Annotated in this window: 14 protein-coding genes; 13 read left to right on the plus strand and 1 reads right to left on the minus strand. The window is 66.3% G+C overall.

Annotated features, from left to right (window positions below; all coding sequences use genetic code 11):
• Positions 1-31 precede the first annotated feature (31 nt).
• From HX868_RS18640 to HX868_RS18700, 13 genes are read left to right on the plus strand one after another with little or no spacing between them, the layout of a single operon-like run.
• Positions 32-5,488: a non-ribosomal peptide synthetase gene (locus tag HX868_RS18640; RefSeq protein ID WP_177003917.1), complete on the plus strand. Its 5,457-nt coding sequence runs from the start codon at positions 32-34 to the stop codon at positions 5,486-5,488.
• The gene (locus HX868_RS18645) at positions 5,485-7,218 is read left to right on the plus strand and encodes an ABC transporter ATP-binding protein (protein ID WP_177003918.1); all 1,734 of its coding nucleotides are present in this window, start codon (positions 5,485-5,487) and stop codon (positions 7,216-7,218) included. The genes HX868_RS18640 and HX868_RS18645 overlap by 4 nt, the downstream gene beginning before the upstream one ends.
• A complete protein-coding gene (locus tag HX868_RS18650; protein WP_177003919.1) occupies positions 7,215-8,960 on the plus strand; it encodes an ATP-binding cassette domain-containing protein in 1,746 nt (581 codons plus the stop codon). Before HX868_RS18645 ends, HX868_RS18650 begins: the two co-directional genes overlap by 4 nt.
• Entirely contained in the window at positions 8,954-10,057 is a 1,104-nt protein-coding gene (locus tag HX868_RS18655) for a saccharopine dehydrogenase NADP-binding domain-containing protein (RefSeq protein WP_177003920.1), read from the plus strand. Before HX868_RS18650 ends, HX868_RS18655 begins: the two co-directional genes overlap by 7 nt.
• Entirely contained in the window at positions 10,054-11,088 is a 1,035-nt protein-coding gene (locus HX868_RS18660) for a class I SAM-dependent methyltransferase (protein WP_177003921.1), read from the plus strand. Before HX868_RS18655 ends, HX868_RS18660 begins: the two co-directional genes overlap by 4 nt.
• Positions 11,085-12,755, plus strand: coding sequence for a class I SAM-dependent methyltransferase (locus HX868_RS18665; RefSeq protein WP_177003922.1), 1,671 nt, complete (start codon positions 11,085-11,087; stop codon positions 12,753-12,755). Before HX868_RS18660 ends, HX868_RS18665 begins: the two co-directional genes overlap by 4 nt.
• A complete protein-coding gene (locus tag HX868_RS18670; protein WP_177003923.1) occupies positions 12,752-13,930 on the plus strand; it encodes a cytochrome P450 in 1,179 nt (392 codons plus the stop codon). Before HX868_RS18665 ends, HX868_RS18670 begins: the two co-directional genes overlap by 4 nt.
• Positions 13,873-15,072 (plus strand): Gfo/Idh/MocA family oxidoreductase, encoded by a 1,200-nt coding sequence (locus HX868_RS18675; RefSeq protein WP_246355551.1) that lies wholly within the window; start codon positions 13,873-13,875, stop codon positions 15,070-15,072. Before HX868_RS18670 ends, HX868_RS18675 begins: the two co-directional genes overlap by 58 nt.
• On the plus strand, positions 15,069-15,788 hold the full coding sequence (locus HX868_RS18680) for a VOC family protein (RefSeq protein ID WP_177003924.1): 720 nt from the start codon (positions 15,069-15,071) through the stop codon (positions 15,786-15,788). The genes HX868_RS18675 and HX868_RS18680 overlap by 4 nt, the downstream gene beginning before the upstream one ends.
• Positions 15,781-17,379 carry a (2,3-dihydroxybenzoyl)adenylate synthase gene (locus tag HX868_RS18685; RefSeq protein ID WP_177003925.1) on the plus strand — a complete coding sequence of 533 codons (1,599 nt, stop codon included), beginning with the start codon at positions 15,781-15,783 and terminating at the stop codon, positions 17,377-17,379. The genes HX868_RS18680 and HX868_RS18685 overlap by 8 nt, the downstream gene beginning before the upstream one ends.
• Complete coding sequence (locus tag HX868_RS18690) at positions 17,376-18,134, plus strand: thioesterase II family protein (RefSeq protein WP_177003926.1); 759 nt, start codon at positions 17,376-17,378, stop codon at positions 18,132-18,134. The genes HX868_RS18685 and HX868_RS18690 overlap by 4 nt, the downstream gene beginning before the upstream one ends.
• Positions 18,131-18,439, plus strand: coding sequence for an isochorismate lyase (locus HX868_RS18695; RefSeq protein ID WP_061436824.1), 309 nt, complete (start codon positions 18,131-18,133; stop codon positions 18,437-18,439). The genes HX868_RS18690 and HX868_RS18695 overlap by 4 nt, the downstream gene beginning before the upstream one ends.
• Complete coding sequence (locus tag HX868_RS18700; protein WP_177003927.1) at positions 18,436-19,821, plus strand: isochorismate synthase; 1,386 nt, start codon at positions 18,436-18,438, stop codon at positions 19,819-19,821. Before HX868_RS18695 ends, HX868_RS18700 begins: the two co-directional genes overlap by 4 nt.
• On the opposite strand, the gene HX868_RS18705 is transcribed toward HX868_RS18700, so the two are convergent.
• Entirely contained in the window at positions 19,802-20,248 is a 447-nt protein-coding gene (locus HX868_RS18705; protein ID WP_177003928.1) for an anti-virulence regulator CigR family protein, read from the minus strand. The two genes, HX868_RS18700 and HX868_RS18705, sit on opposite strands and share 20 nt — an antisense overlap.
• Positions 20,249-20,370 lie beyond the last annotated feature (122 nt).

A 20,370-nucleotide genomic window follows, 5' to 3' on the forward strand; every position in this document is an offset into this window, starting at 1 on the left:
GCAACCCCCCTTTTTTCCAGGAGCTGTCCCCATGCCCGCCGCCAAACTGCTAAGTGAACTCAAGTCCTTGGGCGTCGAACTCTGGCCCCAGGATGGCCAACTGAAATTCCGCGCGCCCCAGGGCCTTCTCGACACCGAACGCCTGGCGCAACTGCGCGAACACAAGCAACAGATCCTGCATCTACTGGAGACACAGGAACGCCCGCTCGTGCAGGCCCATCCGGCGCAGCACCACGCGCCCTTTCCCCTCACCGATGTGCAGAATGCCTACCTGCTGGGCCGCCAATCGTCCTTCGGCTACGGCAATGTCGCCTGCCATGGCTACCTGGAACTGAGCTGGCCGACCCTGGACCCGCGCCAGGTGGAACAGGCCTGGAACCGCCTGATCGCCCGCCACGACATGCTGCGCGCGGTGATCGCCAGCGAAGGTTCGCAGCGTGTGCTGCCCGACGTCGACCACTATCCTGTGGCCATCGCCGATCTGCGAGGCGCCACCCGCGAGCAGCACCAGCACGCGGTGCAACAGATTCGCCAGGCCATGGAGCAGAAGCTCTACCCCACCGAGGTCTGGCCGCTGTTCGAACTGCGTATGAGCCGCAGCGACAACGGCGACACGCTGCACTTTTCCATGGATTCCTTGATCGCGGACTGGGCCAGCGCGCAGCTGCTGTTCAATGAGCTGGAACTGTTGCTGCAGGATCCTCAGGCAGCCTTATCTGCCTTGGACATCACCTTCCGCGACTACCTGCTGGCCGAGCGCAGTTTGCTCGAAGGCAGCCGCCACCAACGTGACCGTGACTACTGGCTGGCCCGCATCGACGCATTGCCCGCCGCCCCACAACTGCCGGCGCCGCTGAGCGGCGAAGACACCCGCGTACCCCGTTTCCAACGGCACTCGGCGCAGCTTGAGCCGCAGCCATGGGCCGCCCTGAAAAGCGCTGCCAGCGAACGCGGTCTTACCCCATCCATCGTGGTGCTGGCGGCCTACGTCGCCACGTTGCAACGCTGGAGCCAGCAGCCCGCCTTCAGTCTCAACCTGACATTGCTCAACCGCCTGCCACTGCACCCGCAGGTGGATCGCCTGGTGGGCGACTTCACCTCGGTCAGCCTGTTGCAGGTCAACGATCCCGAAGGGCTGGACTTCACCGCCCAGGCACGCCAGTTGGGCAGCCAATTGTTTGCCGACCTGGAGCACCGGCTATTTTCCGGCATCCAGGTCATGCGCGAAATCGGTCGCCGTCGTGGGCGTGAAGCGGCGGCCATGCCGGTGGTCTTCACCAGCGCCATCGGCCTGGGGATCGAGGCACCGCCGGCCAGTCAACGCCGGGTGGGCCACGGCATCACCCAGACGCCGCAGGTCACCCTTGATTGCCAAGTGATGGATGACGCCAACGGCCTGCACATCCATTGGGACGTGCGCCAAGGCGTATTCCCCGACGGCCTGGTGGACGACATGCAACAGGCCTTTGTCGCCGAGTTGCAGTTGCTCGCCCTCGATCCGGCCGCCTGGGAACATCCGGTGCAAGTGCCGCTGCCGGCCTGGCAACAGCGTGAACGCCTGGCGGCGAATGCCACCGCCGCCCCGTTGCCCACCGGTCGCCTGCACGACGGCCTGCTGGCCATGGCTTGGGAACATCCTCACGCACTGGCGGTGATCGATGCAAGCGGCAGCCTGACCTACGCCGCCCTTGCCGAACGCGCACTGGCCGTGGCCGCCACCCTGCGTGAGGTCGGATGCGACGCGCAGGAACCCGTGGCGATCCTGATGCCCAAGGGCCTCGACCAAGTGGTGGCGGCCTACGGCGTGTTGCTCGCCGGCGCGGCCTATCTGCCCCTGGACAGCAACGCTCCGGCCGCACGCCGCGACCGCGTCCTGCTAAGTGCCAAGGTGCGGCATGTGCTGGGGCATTCCCTGGCACAGCCAAACACGCCGTTGCCCGAGACATTGCAATGGCACGCCGTAGACCGGTTGCCCTCGGCGGGCGCGGATTTCGAGCTGATCGAGGGCGGCCCCGACGACCTCGCCTACGTGATCTACACCTCCGGTTCCACCGGCGAACCCAAGGGCGTGATGATCAGCCATCGCGCCGCGCTCAATACCGTGCAAGACATCAACCGACGCTTCGACGTCAACGCCGATGACCGCGTACTGGGCCTGGCGCAGTTGAGTTTCGACCTGTCGGTGTATGACCTGTTCGGCCCCCTCGCGGTGGGCGCAACCCTGGTGCTGCCCGACCCGGCACGTGGCGCCGACCCGTCGCACTGGGCCGAACTGGTACAGCGTCATCAGGTCACGCTGTGGAACTCAGTGCCGGCACAACTGCACATGCTCGCCGACTACCTGCACGCCGAACCCCGGCCACTGGACAGCTTGCGCCTGGCCTTGCTGTCCGGTGACTGGATCCCGCTGAACCTGCCACCGCAACTCCAGGCGTTGTTGCCCGAGCTGAAACTGGTGGGCCTGGGCGGCGCCACCGAAGCCTCGATCTGGTCGAACCTGCACCCCATCGGCGCCATCGACCCGACGTGGCGCAGCATTCCCTACGGCCTGCCGTTGGCCAACCAGGGCTTTCGGGTACTCGACAGCCACTGGCGTGATGCGCCGACCTGGGTGCCGGGCGACTTGTATATCACCGGTGTCGGCCTGGCCCAGGGCTACCTGGGCGATCCGGCATTGAGCGACTCACGCTTCTTTGCTCACCCGCTCGACGGCCAGCGCCTGTACCGCACCGGCGACCGTGGCCGCTATTTGCCGGGGGGTGAACTGGAATTCCTGGGTCGTGAAGACGGCCAGGTGAAAATTCGCGGGCATCGGGTGGAACTCGGTGAGGTCGAGGCCGCACTGCTCGCCACCCCCGGCGTGGACAGCGCGGTGAGCCTGGTCAGTGGCGACCTGCTGGCGTTCGTTACTGCCGCACGCGTCGAACCCGAGCCGCTTCCAGGCGCGCCGTTGCTCACGGCAGTGAAACGCTATGCCGACAGCCAAGTCGGCAGTTTCGATGCGCAGCAGGTGCGCGAGTACCAGGCTGACCTGAGTGCCGCCGCATTGAGTTCGATGCTGGAGGTGTTGCTCAAGGCCGGACTGTTCAGCGGCGAACAGGCCGAACCGGACGCCGCCGCAATCCTGCACGCCTTGCAGGCCGAGCCGCGTCACCATTGGCTGGTACGCCGCTGGTTGGGCGCGCTATGTGAGGCGGGTCTGCTGCACTCCACCCACTCGCACTACCGCCTTGCGCAACCCACGCCCAACCCGGCGCTGGCGTGGGGCCGGGTGGAACAGGCGGTCGCCTCGGGGCTGTGCAGCCAGACGCTGCTCGACTACCAGCTCAACCATGTGTGGCAACTGCCGCAACTGCTCAAGGGCGAGGTCAACCCGTTTGATTTGCTGTTCCCCCAAGGCCAACTGGACGTGGCCTTGCAGCTGTATGGCGGGGATGCCGTGTCGCGCTACAACAACCACAGCATCGCTGCGCTGATCAACCGCCTGGCCACCCACCATCAAGGCGACGGCCCGCTGCGCATCCTCGAAATCGGCGCCGGTACCGGCGCCACCAGCGCGCCGGTCATCGGCTTGCTCGATGGGCTGGAAGTCGACTACCTGTTTACCGACATGACCGCGTTTTTCCTGCCGGCGGCCAAGCAACGCTTTGCTGAACAGGCCTGGGTACGCTATGGCGTGTTGGACATCGACCAGGACATCCGTCCTCAGGGTTTGGCCAGCAACAGCGTGGATATCGTGCTGTGTGCGGGCATGCTCAACAGCGTCAAGGACATCGACAATGCCCTCGGCCAGATCACCGAGTTGCTCAGCCCTGGCGGCTGGCTGGTGTTCAGCGAACCGACCGGCGAATGGCCGCCGATCCTGCTGACCCAGGGCTTCATGATGACACCGGCCAACGGCGATCACGACCAGGGCCGCAGTGGCCTGCGCGACGCTGATATCTGGCAGGCGCGGGTCAAGGCTTTCGGGGGCGAATGCCTGCCTGCCCTGCCCCAGGCCGATCATCCGCTGGCCGCCCTCGGCATGCAGGTATTCGCCGCGCGCTTCAAGGCCGGCGTGCAGCGCCTGAGTGTCGACAACCTGCGCCGCGCCCTGGCCGAGCGCCTGCCGGACTACATGCTGCCGGCGCACCTGCAGGTACTCGACCGCTTGCCGCTGACCGCCAATGGCAAGGTCGACCGCAAGACCCTGGCCGGCTGGCGCCCTGCCGCCGATGCCCAGGCCTCCAGCCGCCAGGAAGCGCCGAGCGATCCACTCAGCGCCGAGTTGTGCCGCGTATGGGCCGACGCCCTGGGGCTGGCGCAGATCGGCGTCGAGGACAGCTTCTATGAAAAAGGCGCCGACTCGCTGATCCTCGCCCGCGTCGCCGGCCAACTGCGTGAGCAACTGCCTCAGGCCCAACGCCTGAGCTACGACACCTTGCTGCGCCAGATGCTCAACGAGCCGAATGTCGCCGCCCTCGCGCGCCTGCTCCATCAGGGCGAAGCCACGCCGGCCACGGTTGCCGTCAGCGCTGAAGCGCAACGCTCGTCCAGCAGCAACGCGCTGGTGGTGCCGTTTGGCGGGGGTGACATCGGCCCGGTGCGGGTGATGTTCCATGCCGCCCTCGGCACCCTGGATTATTTCCAGCACCTGGGCCGCGCCCTTGCCGACCAGCAGGCCGGTCCGGTGATTGGCTTTGCCGTGGCTGACACCGAACAGTACCTGGCGCTGGAGCCCAAGCGCCTGATCGAAAGCGTGGCCGAGGACTACGCCGAACGCTTGATTGCCGATGGCCATCAACGCTTCCAGTTGATCGGCTACTGCCTCGGCGGGCTACTGGCCACTGAGGTTGCCCGGCGCTTGCTCGAACGCGGCATGGAGGTGGTCGACTTGAGCCTGATCGACAGCATCCCGATGTTCATCGACACCGACGAAGAGCTGGCCTACGAGGCGATCTTCGTGCCCAACCTGAACCTGGACCCAGTGAAAACCGTGTTCGGCGCGCACATCGAAGACTACGACGTGTACCGCGCCATCGACCTGTTGATGGCCCGCGACAACCGCCGCGTGCCCGCCGGGGCCATGGCGGCGTTGAGCGGCGATCCGGGGCTGGACGCGCTGGCGCTGGCGGTCCAACAGCAATCGGCGCGCAGCCAGGAGGAACGCCTGGCCGAATACGCACGCCTGGCCTCAGGCCAGGCCGGGGTGCCGATCGGTCCCGAACTGGTGCCAACGCTGTTCCGTGTGTGCCGCCACAGCATGCGGGCGGCGCGGTTCGACCCGCCGCCGTTCCTCGGCAACATGACCTACCTGCGCTGCCTGGAGCAACAGTCGTTCGGCATCACCGGCGGCGTCGGGCATTTGGCCGCGCCGTTCTGGGAAGACGCGTGCCTGGGCCGCTTCGAGCTGATCGACGTGCCTGGCAACCACTTCAGCGTGATCGAACCGCCCCACGTCCACACGGTTACTGCGCTCCTGCTTGAGGCCCTTCGGAAAAACTCATGACCACTGCCTTGGATACCCTGAAACGCCCGGTCAATCGCCTCATCCGTCTTGGTGTGGCGTTCGCCGCCCTCGGCGCATTGGTCAACCTGGTGCCCTTTATCGGCCTCACCGAACTGGGCCGCTTGCTGTTGGCCGGCAGCGCCGACAGCAAGACCCTGTGGCTGTGGGCCGCGCTGGTGGTGATCGCCCTGAGTGTGGGGTGGATGGCCAGTGGCGTGGCGCTGTGGTTGACCCATGTGGCTGACCACCGGCTGCAATCAAGCTTGCGCGAAGCCATGGTGCGCAAGCTCGGGCGCGTGCCGTTGGGCTGGTACACCGACACCACCTCCGGCGCCGTGCGCAAGGTGGTGCAGGACGACCTCGAAGACCTGCACCACCTGGTCGCCCACCATGCGGTGGAACTCACCGCAGCCATCGTCACGCCGTTGGCGGGCCTGCTGTGGCTGGCGACGTTGAACTGGCGGCTGGCGCTGCTGGCGGTGCTGACACTGCCCATCTACGCGGTGGCCTACACCCTGATGATGCGCGGTTTTGGCGCCAAGATGCAGTTGCTGGACAAAAGCATGACCCGGGTCAGCGCGGCGATTGTCGAGTTCGTGCACGGCATTGCCGTGGTCAAGGCGTTCGGCCAGGTCGGCCAGGCGCACCGCAGCTATCAGCAGGCGGTCAACCAGTTCAGCGAGCAGTACGCCGGCTGGGTCAAGCCGCTGCTGCGCCTGGAAGCCTTTTCCTCGATGGCCTTGAGTGTGCCGGTGATCCTGCTGGTGAGCCTGGGGGTGGGTAGCCTGTTGCTGGCGCACGGTTGGATCACACCGCTGGAGCTGTTCGCCGAAACCCTGGTGGCGGTGGTCATCCCGCAGTCACTGCTGGTGATCAACCAGAGCCTCACGGCCCAGCGTACGGCCCTGGCGGCAGCGGATCGCATCGAAGCGCTGCTGGACGTTGAGGAATTGCCTACGCCCAAGGCCTGCGTCCAACCCCAGGGCAGCGACATCCGCTTTGAACAGGTGCAGTTCGGCTACGACGCCGAGCACCTGATCCTCAAGGGCGTCGACCTGCACTGCCCGGCCGGCAGCGTGACCGCATTGGTCGGCGCGTCCGGCGCCGGCAAGTCGACCCTGGCCAAGCTGGTGCCGCGCTTTCATGACGTCAACGCCGGCCGTATCTGCGTGGGCGGCGCCGATGTGCGCGAGATCGACCCGCGCCAGTTGTATCAACACGTGGGCTTCGTGTTGCAGGACGCGCAACTGGTGCACGGCACGGTCGCCGACAACCTGCGCCTGGGCCGCCCGGATGCCAGCGATGCAGAGGTCGAGGCGGCAGCGCGCTCGGCGCAGATCCATGCGCGTATCCAGGCCCTACCCCGTGGTTATCAATCGGTAATCGGCGACGACGCGATCTTCTCCGGTGGCGAGGCGCAGCGCGTGTCCATCGCCCGTACGCTGCTGGCCGACACACCGGTGCTGATCCTCGATGAAGCCACCTCCCACGCCGACCCCGAATCCGAAGCGCTGATCCAGGACGCCCTGTCCGCCCTGGCGCGTGGCCGCACGGTGCTGGTGATTGCCCATCGTCTGTCGAGCATCAGTGGTGTCGACCAGATCGTCGTGCTCGACCAGGGCCGCGTGCTGGAAAGCGGCCGTCATGAACACCTGCTGAATGCCAACGGCGCCTATGCCCGACTGTGGCGAGCCGGCACCGAAACCCCTGCCGTGGAGATGTCCCTGTGATTCGCAGCCTCGTGACCTTACTGGGCCCGGCCCATGCCCCGCGCCTCTACCGTTACCTGGCGTGGCTGGTGACCAGCGCCGTGCTGCAAGGCCTGGCCGTGGCGCTGCTGGTGCCGATCCTGCACGCGTTGTTCGCTGGTGACCTGCCCAAAGCCACCGCCTGGCTGGCGGGCCTGGCGGGGATGGTGGTGCTGACCTGCATAGCCCACTACCAGCAGGCCATGAAGGGCTTCGCCCTGGCCTTGCTGGTGCTGACGACCTTGCATGATCGCCTCGGCCAGCACCTGGTCAGCCTGCCGTTAGGCTGGTTCAACTCGGAAAAGGTCGGGCGCCTGTCACGCAGCGCTACCAGCGGCACGTTGATGGTCACCGGTTTGTTTGCCCATTACCTGGGGCCGGTGGTGTCCGGGGTAGTGGTGCCGGCCACCGTGGCGCTGACGCTGTTCGTGTTCGACTGGCGCCTGGGCCTGACGGCTGTGTTGTGTGCGCCGCTGATCTACTTCACCCATCATTGGTCGGCCGCCGCCATCGGCAGCAACGATGCGCGAGTGGAAGCCGCCGCGACCCTGGCCGGTAACCGCGTGGTGGAGTTCGCTCGCTATCAGCAAGTGCTGCGCGCGTTTGGCCGCACCCAGGACGGCTACACGCCGTTACAGGCGGCCAATCAGACGCAAAAGCTGGCGGGTGGTTCGATGCTGTCGCAGACCTTCCCCAAGCTGCTCGCCGGTGGTTTGACCGTGCAACTGGCCTTTGCGCTGCTGGTCGGCGTGGGCATTGCCCTGGCGGCTCACGGTGAAATCGATGCGATCCAACTGGTGGCCCTGCTCGCCCTGGCAGCGCGATTCGTGGGGCCATTGGCCGAAGCGGCAGCACGCAGCGGCCTGTTGCGCATGGCCGGCAACGACCTGGATCAACTGGTGGGTATCCTGCGTGAGCCGCCGTTGCCCGAACCCGCCGTCAGCCTGCCCCTGTCAGCACCCGGCAGCCTGGCCTTCGAACACGTGAGCTTCGCCTACCCGAGTGGCCCGACGGTGTTGCGCGACCTGACCTTCAGCGCACCGGCGCATTCGATGACCGCGATTGTCGGCGCGTCGGGCTCGGGCAAGACCACCGTCACCCGCCTGTTGATGCGCTTTTTCGACACCACGGCGGGCAGCGTCAAGGTCGGCGGCGTGGACGTGCGCGAGCTGTCCAACGCGGCGCTGATGGCGCAACTGTCGCTGGTGATGCAGGACGTGTACCTGTTCGACGACAGCCTCGAAGCGAATATCCGCGTCGGCAGCCCGGACGCCAGTGCCCGCGACGTCGCCGAAGCGGCACGGCTGGCCGGTGTCGATGAAATCGTCGCCCGCCTGCCGCAAGGCTGGAACACACCGGTGGGCGAAGGTGGCGCATCGTTGTCCGGCGGTGAGCGCCAGCGCGTGTCCCTGGCGCGCGCCTTGCTCAAGCGTGCGCCCATCGTGCTGCTGGACGAAGCCACCGCCGCGCTCGACCCACACAACGAAGCCTTCGTGCAGGCCGCGATTCAACGCCTGATGCAACACTCGACCGTGCTGGTGATCGCCCATCGTTTGCCGACCATCATGGCCGCCGACCAGATCCTGGTCCTGGACGAAGGTCGCCTGGTGGAATCAGGCACCCACGCGCACCTGCTCAGCCTCAACGGTCGTTACGCCGGGTTCTGGCATGACCGTCAGCGCGCCGGTGGCTGGCGCCTGAAGGCGCAGGCCCAGCCATGCTGATCGGGGTGCTGGGCGCCAGTGGCGACGTCGGCCTGGCCAGCGCACAGGCCTTGTTGAGCCTGGGCCTGCAGCACCTGCGCCTGGGCGGGCGTGACGCGCACAACGGCGCGCGCTGCCTGGCGCAGCTCCAGCAGCAATGGCCCGACGCACGCCTGCAATGGGTCGCCGTGGATTTCAACGACACACCAGCCCTGGCCAGGTTCGCCCGTGGCTGCGACGTGCTGCTCAACTGCGCCGGCCCCGCCTGGCGCGTGGCGGACCGTGTCGCGCAGGCCGCCTTGAACGCCGATGCGCATTACGTCGACGCCGCGGGCGATATCCAGCTCGACCCGGCTTTATGGCGCGGGCGCAGCGCGGTGCTTGGCGCGGGCCTGCAACCGGGCCTCAGCGGCCTGCTGCCACGCTGGCTGGCGCTGCAGGGGTTTACACGGGTGCTGGGGCTGAACAGCTATTTCGGTCTGCGTGATCGCTTCACGGCGGTCGCCGCCGACGACTTCCTGCAAGGGGCGGTAGACGGCTCCAGCGAGCCCTTGGCGGCCTGGAACAACGGCCGTTGCAGCCGCGCACTGCGACGTAGGCGCGACGTGCTGCTGCCGTGTTTCCCCGGGCCGGTGCATGTGCTGCCCTACCTGAACCGGGAAGGCGAACGCTTGGCCAGGGACCTGCGCCTGGAAACAGGCCAGTGGTTCAACGTGATGACCGACGGCCATGTACTCAAGGCCCTCGACCAGGCGCACAGCCTGCCGCGTGCCAAAGCGGTGCAACGCTTATGCACGGCCAGCCAGCTGGACCTCAGTGGCCAGCCACCCTTTGTCACGTTGTTGCTGCAACTCGATGGCCTCTGCGACGGCCAAGCCTGCACCCGCAGCCTGGTCGTCAGCGGCACGGGCAATGCGGCCCTGACCGGCGCCATGGCGGCAGTCACGGTGGTGAGTGTGCTCGAAGGCGAAATCCGCCCGGGCTGCCATGACGCCGCTTACGCGTTGCCGCCCGCCGCCAGCCTTGAGCGCCTGCAACGCACTCAGGCGATCCGCACACTGACCCTGCTGGACCACCCGCTCGAACACCTGCAACACGCCGAAGAAGGTTGCCTATGAACACCGCCCTTAACGCACTGGAACAACTGAGCCTGGGCGTCATGGCCGACGTGCTCCTGCGTACCCAGGCCTTGCCGATGCAGGCCTGGCGAACCGCCGCACAGCTTAACCAAGCGCTGGGCACCGCACCGCGCCACGCCTGGATCGTGCGGCGCTGGCTGGCTGCGTTGTCGCGTACCAAAGCCGTGCAGGTAGACGGCGAGCGGTTGGCCTGGAATGGCTCGCCGCCTCAAGCCGCCCTCGGCGATTTGCCAGGGTTGTATGCCGAGCTGGGTTTCCCGCCGAGCATGGCGCAACTCCATGCCCAGGTCATCGAGTGCCTGCCCGAGTTGCTGCGCGACCGCCTCGCCCTGGCGCCGTTGTTGGTGCTCGCCGGGGATCCGGTGGCGGTACTCGGCGCGTACCAGCACAACCACTTCACCGCCGCAATCAATCAGGTGCTTGCGGCGCGTGCGCGGGAAACCCGCGCCGCCGACGACGTGTTGCAGGTGCTGGAGCTCGGCGGCGGTGCCGGCTGTACCACGCGTGCCGTACTGGCAGCCTTGGAGGACCGTGAAAAAGCTTATCGCTTCACTGATATCAGCTCACTGTTCACCGGCGTGGCTCGGCGCGAATTGCGTCTGGAGCCCGGTATGCAATTCGACCTGCTCGACCTGGACCGCGACTTCAGCGAGCAAGGCATCGCGCCCCGCAGCCAAGACCTGGTGATCGCCGGCAACGTGCTGCACAACGCCTGCGACCTGCCGCGCAGCCTGGCGCGAATCCGCGCCTGCCTGCGCGACGGCGGCACCTTGCTGTTCAGCGAATCCATCGCCGACAACCCGGCGATGCTGACCTTCATGCACCTGTTGCTCTCACCCCCAGCCGGCGCGCCGCTACGGACCACCGATGAGGTGTTCATGCCACCCGACGCCTGGCGCCAGGCCTTGCACGTGGCGGGTTTTGAGTTGACCGACCTATGGCCCGCCGCGAGCGACCCGCTGGCCGCCGCCGGGCAACGCCTGTTCCATGCCACCGGAGTTTCCCGATGAACGTCGACACCCTGTTGATCGACCTGCCCACTGCGCCCTGGCAACTGCCTGCGTTTACCGACCTGGGCGTTCATCAGTTGGCGCCCGCGCGGCTGCTGGCCTTGCTTGAGCGCCAGCGCCCCGCTGTGGTGATGATGAGCGCCGAGCAGTTGGAACGTCTGCTGGATTTCCCCGCACTGTCGTTGAGTGATTTGAGCCACCTGCAACAGGTGCTGTTCGTCAGCCACCGTCCGGGTGACTGGCAGCTCGCGGAGCGTGCGGCGGCGCAACTCGATTGCCGCGTGCAAGGTTTCACCGAGCAATGGCACGACTTGGCCAGCGTCAAGCTGGCGCATCAACGCTGGCGTGAACGCGCCCTGGGCCATCCTCAAGTCAGTGCCGTTGCCCTGCACGGCCAGACGCTGTTCGTGGTGCCGCGTCCCTACCCGAGCAGGCCGGTGGACGATCAGCTGGCCGCAACCGAGGCCGCCCTCGACCAAGCCTTCGAACCCGCGCAACTGGTGGAGGCGGTGCGACTCAATGATCGACTGGGTCACGCCGCGCTCCTCTCCATGCTCAATGGGCTTGAGCAGTGTGGGTTGCTGCCGGCACCGCTCAATGATGTGGCCCACAGCCTGGCACTGGCGGGCATTGCCCCTGGCCACCGGCCGTTGATTGCGCGCTGGCTGGATGTGCTGCAAGCCCAAGGCCTGATGCGACGCGTCGCCGATCGGTTGCAACCCACCCTCGACGCGAATGCCTGGAGCGATATCGCCCTGGAAGGTATTTGGACGCAGTTGAGCGTGGACTGGGCGCGCAATACCGGCGGCAACGGCACCCTCGACTACGCGCGGGAGAATGCGCGGCAGTTGCCGTCGTTGATGCGTGGCGAGTCTGCGGCGGTGCACCTGTTGTTTCCCGAAGGCCGCACCGAACGCGCGGCGGCGCTGTACCGCGAGAGCCTCGCAGCGCAATACCAGCACCGCGCCGTCGCGCACTGGATCGGCGCCTGGGCTGCACGCCAACCGGCCGGTGTGCCGCTGCGCGTGCTGGAAGTCGGCGCGGGCACCGGGTCCACCACCCAAGCGGTGTTGCCCGCCTTGGCGAATGCCAGCGTGGACTATCTGTGCACCGACGTGTCGCGCTACTTCAGCGAGCAAGCTGCCGAGCGGCTGAAGGACTGGCCATGGGTGCGTCACGGCGTGTTCGACATCGACCGCCCGGCGCTGGCCCAGGGTTATCCCAGCCAGAGCTGGGACTTGATCGTTGCCGGGGGCGTGCTGAATGCCGCCCGCGACACCGAGCGCTCCCTGGCCACACTGCTCGCTTTGCTCAAGCCGGGCGGCTGGCTGGTGTTCAGCGAACCGACCCAGGAGGAATTCTGGGTGATGGCCTCCCAGGCTATCATGCTCAACCAGGCCAGCGACGAACGCCAGCTCAGCAGCGCAACCTTCCTCGACCTGTCGCAGTGGCAAAGCGCATTGGCGCGAGCCGGATTCCACGGCAACCGCAGCCTGCCCGCCGCCACACACCCGCTGGCGCGCCTGGGCCATCGCGTATTCGTGGCCCAGGTCCCGGCCCAACGCCTTAGCCGCGCCGCACTGGCGGCCCACCTGGAAGACCCCGAATTGCAGCTTGAGCTGCTCGACCATTTGCCCGACCTCAGCACCGCCAAGGACTTGCCATGACCCCGCTGGCCTACCCGTTCAACCGCTTCACCGACCTCAAGCTGGCGGAGCCCTATCGCCATGCCCAGCAGGCACCGGGGCTGTTGCGCATTCAGATGCCTATCGGCGCCCCCGCCTGGCTCGCCACTCGCTATGACGACGTACGCCTGGTGCTCGGTGACCGGCGCTTCAGCCGCAGCGAAGCGTTTCGCCGCGACGATAGCCCGCGTGCCTTCCCACGCATCGCCGGCGGCATCGTGATGATGGACCCGCCGCAACTCACGCGAATCCGCTCGCGCGCCGCCCAGGCTTTCACCCGTCGCCGCGTCGAAGCCCTGCGCCCCCACGCCCGTGACTACGCCCATCAGTTGATCGACCGCATGCTCGCCGCTGGCCCGCCGGCCGATCTGGTCAACGACTACGCCTTGCCGCTGCCCCTGGCACTGATCTGCGAACTGCTGGGGCTGCCGGTGCAGGACCGTGATCGCTTCAAGGTGTGGAACGACTCCCTGCTGTCGACCCGCCCTGAAGACGCGGATCAGACCCAGCGTCACTTGGGCGAACTGGCCGCATACATCAAAGACCTGGTGGCCGAACGTCGACGCGAACCACGCGATGACTTCATGACCGCCCTGACCCAGGCCGACGAAAAAGGCGAGTCCCTCAACGAGGAGCAATTGCTGCTGTTGTGCATTGCGATCCTGGTCGCCGGTTACGAAGGCAGTGCCTCGCAGATCCCCAACTTTATCCAGGTGCTGCTGGACAATCCGGCGCAGTGGCAACAGCTCAAGGCCGATCCCGAGCAGATACCGCAGGCGGTCGAAGAGCTGCTGCGCTACATCCCGCTGGCCTCGGCGGCGATGTTTGTGCACTACGCGCTGGAAGACATTCAGGTCGGTGAAACCCTGGTGCGCCAGGGCGACGCGGTGTTCGCCTCGATCGGCGCCGCCAACCATGACCCGGCCCGCTTTGAAAACCCACAGGCGCTGGACCTGCAACGGGATGCCAGCGGCCATTTCGGTTTTGGCCACGGCCTGCATCACTGCATCGGCTCAGCCCTGGCGCGGGTCGAGTTGCAGGAGGCGCTGCACGCCCTGGTGGTGCGGATGCCCAGCCTGCAGCGCTGTGGTGATGTGCAATGGAAAACCGCCACATTCTTTCGCGGCGCCCACTGCCTGCCGGTGACCTGGTCATGAGCCGCCCGACTGCACGCAAACGCGTGATCGTCGCCGGCACTGCATTTGGTCGTATCTACCTGCAAGCGGTGGCACGCGCCCAGGCCGACTATGAACTGGTGGGCATCCTGTCACGCGGCAATGCCTACTCGCGCGCCTGCGCCGCGCACTATGGCGTGCCGTTGTACGAGGCGGTGGAGCAAGTGCCGGATGACGTCGACATCGCCTGCGTGGTGGTGCGCTCCGGCGCCACAGGCGGCGCCGGCAGCGAGCTGGCCCAGCAACTGCTGCGGCGCGGCATCCACGTGCTGCAGGAACACCCGGTGCACCACCGCGAAATCGCGGCGTGCATGCAGGCCGCTCGTCAAGGCCAGGCAGCCTACGCGGTGAACACGCTGTACCCGAACATCCTCGCGATCCGGCGTTTTCTCGCCGTGGCCGGGTACCTGCGCGAGCAGCAAGGGCTGGCGTACATCGACGCGGCCTGCAACAGCCAGGTGGCGTACCCGCTGCTGGACATTCTCGGGCGCCTGGCCGGTGGCCTGCGGCCCTGGGTGTTCGCGGCGCCCGCCACCGGGGTCGGGACGCAGCCTTTCACGCGGTTCAACGCGAGTTTCAACGGGGTGCCAATCAGCCTGCGTATCCAGAACCAGGTGCACCCCCAGGACCCGGACAACCATTCCTTCCTGTTGCATCGCCTCGAAGTGGGCTGCGAAGCCGGCGTGCTGAGCCTGGGCGACACCCATGGCCCGGTGCTGTGGAACCCGCGCCTGCATGCCCCACGGGACAACACCGACCGCCTGATCATGGCCGGCCCAAGCAGCGAACGCCTGGCCGGGCCGACGATGGTGGTGCTCGACCCGCAGCTCCCCGCGAGCTACCACCAGGTGTTCAACCAGCTCTGGCCCGACGCGGTCAGCCTTGCGCTGGGTGAACTGTGCCGCGATATCGACGACCCCGCACGCCGCCTGCGCAGCGGTGTGTGGGCGACCGAGGTGTCCATGGCCTGGCGCGAAATGAACGGCCTGATCGGCATGCCCGAACTGATCGAGCCACCGGTGCCGCGTGCGCTGCCACTGGCTGAACTCCACGCGCGTGCCGACGCCGTGCAACCCCCTTGCGGTGACGACACCGCTCAACTGCTGGGAGCCCTGCCGTTTTGAACACTGCTCAACCCTCTTCCGCTTGCAGCCATGTGCTGCTGTGGGTGCGTGACTTGCACCAGGCCGTGGCGAATTTTCGCGCCGCCGGCTTCGAGGTCACTTACGCCACCGCCGAAGCCAGCGCGCAACACGCGCACATCTGGTTCAGCCAAGGGCCGATCATCGAACTATTGACCACGCCGCGCCATGCCTGGCTGTTCAAGTGGCCCATCGACTGCCTGGCCGGCCGGGGGGCCGGGCGACGCATGTTGCGTTGGGCCGCACAAGGCGAAGGCTTCTGCGACCTGGCCCTGCTGTGCGAAGACCCGGTCCTGGCGCCTCGCCTCAAGGGCCTGGCGGCTTGCGGCGTGAGCATGGGACGTACGGTGAACTGGCGGCGCATCTGCGCCGATGGCAGCCAGACGCGCTTTCGTTTCGTGTACCCGCGCCATGATCGCTTGCCCTTCCTGGTCACGCCCTACTCACCGTCCCAGCACCCGGCGCACAGGGTCCACCCGAATGGCGCTACCGGGTTGGCCGCGATTCATTTGGGTGTACACCCCGAGGATAGAACCGCCCTCGACCTGCTGGCCGGCGATGATCCGCTGCTGCGCCTGCAACCGGCCACGCACACCGGCGTACAGGCGGTGCAAATCACCGGCCTTGCGCACCCGCTGAATCTGCACGGTGCCCAGTTGCTGGGCTGCCCGACTGCCCAAGGAGATTGCCATGCTTGATGGATGCACTGACTGGCCCGACGACTTTATCCGCCGCTACCGCGAGCAAGGCTACTGGCGCGGCGCGCCCTTGGGCGAACTGCTCCGCGAGCAGGCCCGGCGCACGCCAAACAAGGAGGCGCTGGTAGCCGGCTCGCGGCGCTGGAGCTACGCCGAGCTCGACCAGCAGGCCGACCGCCTGGCCGCCGGCCTGGCCGAGCGCGGGCTGGTGGCGGGCCAGCGGGTGCTGGTGCAGTTGCCGAATATCGCCGAGTTCTTCAGCCTGACCTTCGCCCTGCTGCGCCTGGGCGTGATCCCGGTGTTTGCGCTACCGGCCCACCGCGAACATGAACTGGCGCACCTGGCGCACCTCAGCCAGGCGGTGGCCTATGTGATAGTCGATCAACACCTGGGCTTCGACTATCGCCCGTTGGCGCGCACGTTGCGTGAGCAAGTGCCGAGCCTGCAACAGGTGTGGGTGGTCGGTGCTGCCGAGGAATTCGTGCCGCTGGCGCAGTGCGTGGCCAGCCCGCGCGAACTGCCTGCGCCGGATTCGCGGGAGGTGGCGGTGCTGCTGTTGTCCGGCGGCACCACCGGCCTGCCCAAACTGATCCCGCGCACCCATGACGACTACGCGTGCAATGCGCGCCTGGCTGCCCAGGCGTGTGGGTTCGATGCCGATACCCGATACCTCGCCGCACTGCCGGTGGCGCACAATTTCCCCCTCGCCTCTCCCGGTGCTTTGGGCGTGTTCAGTGTCGGCGCTACCCTGGTACTGGCGCCGGAACCGAGCCCGGACACCGCCTTTGAGCTGATCGAACGCGAACGCATCACCCACACGGCCCTGATCCCACCGCTGGTGTTGCTGTGGCTGGAAGTCGCGCAATGGTCCGATAACGACCTGGGCAGCCTGCAATGGCTGCAGGTAGGCGGCGCCCGGCTCAAGGCCGAGATCGCCGCACGCATCCGTCCGGTCCTGGGCTGCGGCCTGCAACAGGTGTATGGCATGGCCGAGGGTTTGCTGTGCTTCACGCCACTGGATGATCCGCAGGCGCGGGTGTTCGACACCCAGGGGCTGCCGCTGACCGCCGACGACGAGATCCGCATCGTCGACGCCGACGACCAGCCGGTCGCCCCTGGTGCCGTCGGTGAATTGCTGGTGCGCGGCCCTTACACCATTCGCGGCTATTACAACGCCGCCGAGCAGAACCAGCGCGCGTTTACCGCCGACGGTTTTTACCGCAGCGGCGACCTGGTGCGGCGCCTGCCCGAGGGGCATTTGATTGTCGAGGGTCGCAGCAAGGATGTGATCAATCGCGGGGGCGAGAAAATCCCCGTGGAAGAGATCGAGAACCTGCTGCTCGGCCATCCGTTGATTCGCGATGTGGCGCTGGTGGCGCTGGCCGACGAGTTGCTCGGCGAGCGCAGTTGCGCCTGTGTGCTGGCCCACGGCGAGCGGGTCGACCTCGCCTCGATCAACGCCTGGCTGCGCGAACGTGGGCTGGCCGCCTACAAGTTGCCGGATCGCTTGCAGGTGCTGCGCGAGTTCCCGTTGACGCGCCTCGGCAAGGTCAACCGAAAGGCCTTGGCGGAACAGGTGCTGGCGCTATGAGCGGCACTGCATCGCCATGGCTGCGTGTGCTGCGAGAAAGCCAACAGGCGCGGGCACGCCTGGTGTGCCTGGCCCATGCCGGGGGCAGCGCGAGTTTTTTCCGTCCGTGGCTGACGCACCTGCCGGGGGATATCGACCTGCTGGCCGTGCAATCTCCGGGACGCGAAGAGCGTTTCAACGAAACGCATATCCCCTGCCTGGACAGGCTCGCCGAACACATTGGCGCAGCACTGCAAAAGTTACCCGCCCGGCCCTTGCTGCTGTTCGGTCACAGCATGGGCGCCGCCCTCGCCTACGCCGTGGGAGTGCGCCTGCAAGCGGCGGGCTCTGGCGCCGCCCATGTGTTCGTCTCGGGTCACGCGCCTCCACACCGGCAACCAGACAGTGACCTGCACCGCCAGGACGACGCCGCACTGATCGCCGACATCCTGCGCCAGGACGCCGACGCCGCCGGCCTGTGGGCCAATCCCCAACTGCGTGCGTTGTTCCTGCCAACCCTGCGCAGCGACTACCAGGCCATCGAAACCTGGCGCCCACAGCAGCTTACCCGCTTGTCGGCGCCACTCGACGTGCTGCTGGCCCGCGATGACGCCGAAGTCAGCCTTGAGCAGGCCCGTGCTTGGGCTGACCTCAGCGACCATACCCCGGATATCCGCCTGTTCGACGGCGACCACTTTTACCTCAAGCATCAGCCGCGACCGGTGATCCATCACCTGTTGCAACGCACTGCCTACCTACAGGGAGACTCGGTATGAAAACCCCGGAACACTGCACTGGCCTTTCGGACATTCGTGAAGCCATCGACAGCCTCGACCAGCAGATCATCGAGGCCCTCGGCCTGCGCATGCAGTACGTCAAGGCCGCCTCCGCGTTCAAGCCCGACCAGGCCAGCATCGCCGCCCCGGAACGTGTCGCGGCGATGTTGCCGCAGCGCCGACAATGGGCGCAGACGGCCGGGCTGGACGCAGAGTTTATCGAGGGGTTGTTCAACCAGATCATCCACTGGTACATCGCCGAGCAGACCGCCTTCTGGTTGCAGAAAAAGAGCAAGGTGGTATGAACCTGGACGCGTTGCTCAAGCTGTTCCAGACCGCGCACCAGCGTGCGGTGGCGTATCAACGGCCCGTCATCGCCGTTTCTTCACACCCCGCGCCGACGCTGGAGGCCCTGGCCCTTTACGAAGCCCACCGGCAGGGTTTCTTCTGGCGCGCGCACTCGCCAGACCTGACACTGTTCGGCCTGGGCTGCGCCTGGCAGATCGAGGCCAGCGGCCCCCAGCGCATGCTCGACGTCGACCGGCAATGGTTCGCCCTGTGCGCCGACGCGGTGATCGACGGGCCCAAGGCACCCTTGCTGCTGGGCGGCATGTGCTTCGATGAACAACGGCCATGCGCACCGCATTGGGCCGCCTTCGCTGACGCGAGTTTTCATTTGGCCCATTGGCTGCTCAGCGAAGACACCGACGGCTGCTGGCTACGCTGCCAGCAAGTGGTCGAACCCGACAGCGACCCGCAGGCATTGGCCCGCGACAGCATCGCGGCCTATGCGCAACTGCTCAACCCGCCCGCCGCGACGGCCACAGCGCCCGATGTTATCGAACGCAACGCGCTGCCTTCCCCACAATGGCAGGGGAAGGTCGATATGGCGTTGCAGGCCATTTCACGCGGTGACTTGAACAAAGTGGTGTTGGCGCGGCATATCGAGTACCAGTTGGACGCGCCCCTCGACAGTGGTGCAGTGATGCAGCGCCTGCATGCACGGGGTAACGCCTCCCACCTGTTCGCGCTGCACCGTGGCGAGCATTGCTTCATGGGCGCCACCCCCGAACGACTGCTCAGTTGTCAGGCGGGTCGCCTGACCACCCATGCCCTGGCAGGCAGCGCACGACGAGGCATTACGGCCGACGAGGATCACGTTATCGGTGAACGGCTATTGGCCGATCCCAAGGAGCAACATGAACACCAACTGGTGGTGCAGACCATCACCCAGGCCCTGGATGGCAAGGTCCGCGACCTCCAGGCTGCGTCATCCCCCCACCTGCTGAAGCTCGCCAACGTGCAGCACCTGAGCACGCCGATCATGGCGCAACTCAACCCGGAAAAGCGGTTGCTGGACGGCGTTCACGCGCTGCATCCAACGCCAGCGGTGGGTGGATTGCCAAGTGCGACCGCCATGGATTTCATCCGCCGCCACGAAGGTTTCGATCGGGGTTGGTATGCGGCGCCTGTGGGGTGGCTGGACTCACAGGGCAATGGAGATTTCCTGGTCGCTCTGCGCTCGGCGCTGATGACCCCGCGACACTGTCATTTGTTCGCGGGGTGCGGAATCGTTCATGGATCTAGGCCAGCCGATGAATATGAGGAAACCCAGATCAAGCTTGCCAGCATGGAGCAGGCACTCTTGCCTGATTGCCACCCCGACCCTAATCGAAAGCACCATTGAGCACCTCATAAATGAGGCCGGAAGCAATGGCGACAAGGATCAAATCCGTACCCGCCTGCCGCCACTCATAGCCGTCGTAATGTGGCAACCTGCCCAGCAAGCGACCATCCAACTTCTTGGCAATGCCCGGAGGCATGGGTTTTCCTCGCGCCAGATTCTTCTGTATCCCAGGCGGCAGTGATGGGCCTGGGCGCCAATAGTCACGATAGCCTCCGACCACACCCAGGATGCTGCCCCGGTCGATGCTGGGGCCGCGCCGCCAATCATCTACGTCGGAGCCCTTGTCCTTTTGACCTTGGCCCCCTTGTGCGTTGCCCTTTGCGTGGCCTTGACCCTTGCCGTTGCCGGGGTCGGCTACAGTCGCCACCGAGCCCATAAGCAAAACAGTGCCGATCAATGCAACTGCCAACGTGCGAGATTTGAACATGGTCGTCTTCTCCAGATGGGAACTACCCTAGGAATGTAGACGATATTTCCCTATGAACCCTGTGCCCGCCCTAACATATAATAAAAACTGTTAATCATACGGATAAATTAAATAATATTAAC

Origin of the sequence: Pseudomonas reactans (assembly GCF_013385825.1) — a bacterium.
GTDB lineage: Bacteria > Pseudomonadota > Gammaproteobacteria > Pseudomonadales > Pseudomonadaceae > Aquipseudomonas > Aquipseudomonas reactans.

Excerpts from the sequence above, each read along its gene's own strand:
- HX868_RS18640 (WP_177003917.1), top strand. The coding sequence starts at position 32 with ATGCCCGCCGCCAAACTGCTAAGTGAACTCAAGTCCTTGGGCGTCGAA.
- HX868_RS18645 (WP_177003918.1), top strand. The coding sequence starts at position 5,485 with ATGACCACTGCCTTGGATACCCTGAAACGCCCGGTCAATCGCCTCATC.
- HX868_RS18655 (WP_177003920.1), top strand. The coding sequence starts at position 8,954 with ATGCTGATCGGGGTGCTGGGCGCCAGTGGCGACGTCGGCCTGGCCAGC.
- HX868_RS18660 (WP_177003921.1), top strand. The coding sequence starts at position 10,054 with ATGAACACCGCCCTTAACGCACTGGAACAACTGAGCCTGGGCGTCATG.
- HX868_RS18665 (WP_177003922.1), top strand. The coding sequence starts at position 11,085 with ATGAACGTCGACACCCTGTTGATCGACCTGCCCACTGCGCCCTGGCAA.
- HX868_RS18670 (WP_177003923.1), top strand. The coding sequence starts at position 12,752 with ATGACCCCGCTGGCCTACCCGTTCAACCGCTTCACCGACCTCAAGCTG.
- HX868_RS18675 (WP_246355551.1), top strand. The coding sequence starts at position 13,873 with ATGGAAAACCGCCACATTCTTTCGCGGCGCCCACTGCCTGCCGGTGAC.
- HX868_RS18685 (WP_177003925.1), top strand. The coding sequence starts at position 15,781 with ATGCTTGATGGATGCACTGACTGGCCCGACGACTTTATCCGCCGCTAC.
- HX868_RS18690 (WP_177003926.1), top strand. The coding sequence starts at position 17,376 with ATGAGCGGCACTGCATCGCCATGGCTGCGTGTGCTGCGAGAAAGCCAA.
- HX868_RS18695 (WP_061436824.1), top strand. The coding sequence starts at position 18,131 with ATGAAAACCCCGGAACACTGCACTGGCCTTTCGGACATTCGTGAAGCC.
- HX868_RS18700 (WP_177003927.1), top strand. The coding sequence starts at position 18,436 with ATGAACCTGGACGCGTTGCTCAAGCTGTTCCAGACCGCGCACCAGCGT.
- HX868_RS18705 (WP_177003928.1), bottom strand. The coding sequence starts at position 20,248 with ATGTTCAAATCTCGCACGTTGGCAGTTGCATTGATCGGCACTGTTTTG.